Source organism: Vibrio sp. Vb1554 (assembly GCF_033344235.1).
Genome location: NZ_JAWPOJ010000157.1, coordinates 1 through 1508, shown reverse-complemented (window position 1 = coordinate 1508; position 1508 = coordinate 1). Strand labels below are relative to the sequence as shown.

The 1508-nt window shown below is 45.6% G+C and carries 1 protein-coding gene; it reads right to left on the bottom strand.

Annotation, left to right across the window (positions count from 1 at the left end; all coding sequences use genetic code 11):
• Nucleotides 1-55: 55 nt before the first annotated feature.
• Nucleotides 56-1482 (bottom strand): IS66 family transposase gene (gene tnpC / locus R8N28_RS24535; protein WP_412079929.1). Its coding sequence is split into 2 segments (ribosomal slippage): nt 56-1287 and nt 1287-1482, totalling 1428 coding nucleotides; the frame shifts between segments, so codons are not numbered across the junction.
• Between the last annotated feature and the right edge of the window lie 26 nt (nt 1483-1508).

Here is a 1508-nt window from a genome sequence, read left to right as displayed (position 1 = left end):
GGTAAGCGTTCACCGAGGTATCTTGACTTACCAGATCTGAAGAAACATATGCAGTTTATAGATCAAAAACGTTTGGGTACGGTCTCTTCGTCACAACAGCCGTGATGATTTCACTCAACACTGACATTGCCGATAAGCCACGCTTTTTGCAGGTTTCGATGAGGGTATGTATCCTACTTCGGAATTTATCACCTGCATCCGAGGTCGTTCCGAAGCTAATTTTCCTTTGAATGACAAAACCTCTAATACATCGCTCAGCTTCATTATTGGTTAAGGGGATTGACGTTTTCTTGAGGAAAACCCACAAGCTCTCTCTATGTTTAAGCAGTAACTTGCATCGCCCTCTATACCGCTTGACCATCACACCTGTCCCTTTGCTCAACCAATGATCGAACGATTTTTGTAGCCTGTGCATTCGCCGCAAGTACCGTGAATAATCCAATTCACCTTCCTCATAACGATGCCGAGTATGGAAAATGGTGTTCGTCAGCAAACAAAGATGTTTGCCAATATAAGCGGTGTGGCCACCGCCACTATAATCCGCCATTTGCTGAAGATTGCGCTTCACATGTGCCCAACATAACTGATGACGGTCTGCGGCTATCCAGTTATAGCTTGGGCATTGGTCGCTAACCACAATGCCTGCATAGTCTTCATCGATGACCTTTTTTGCTGAGGAGGTTGAGCGTGAATAGAGTATTTGTTCATAGACAAGGTCATCACTGGCCACTAACCAACACCAACGAAGGCCCGTTTCATCATTTCGGTGATGAGAGGTTTCGTCAGCATGAATCAAAGTCGCTTTCTTTAACGCTTGTTTTATCGCCTGATGCAATGGCGTTAGCATTGAAGCGACCTTCGTTTGCGCTTCGCTAATCGCGCCGACCGAAAAGGTTGTGCCAAGCTGTTCTTTAAGTAGAGATTGGATTTTCCGAACACTGAGGTGATATTGCCCTGCAAGAACTCCAATGTAACTTAATAAGTTCGGCCCTATAATCCCTTGCGATGCATCGTCAGGCTTTTGAGCCTTGACGGTTTCTTTACAGTGCCGACATTGGCCTGAAAATAAACGGTATTCGGTGATATCGACAGTGGGTTTTGGAATATCGAAGACCTGATGGCGGTAGTAAGGGCCACCTTGAACATCGATATCAGACTGGGCACAGCAAGGGCACACTTCAGGAAAACAATCGATAACTACATCCGTTGCTTTCAGTCGTGAGAGTTTTCGTTGATGCCCTGTGTGGCCTTCTTTAGCTCCTCTCGAATTGCAACCACTAGAGCTTTGATCTTTTTTCGCTCATGCTTGTCCTTAGGGTTGTCAGACGAAGGTGGTTTCGATGAATTTTTGGAGTTAGTAGCTTGTTTATCGGTAAGGTGGCGCAACTGTTCCCACAACTCTTCAATCAGTGCGTTTGCTTCGTTAAGGTCAGAGGCTACGGGCGGTTCCTCTTGATATTTAGGGGCTTTCTTTCTGCTCATAACAAACAGGATGAAGCACTGGAATG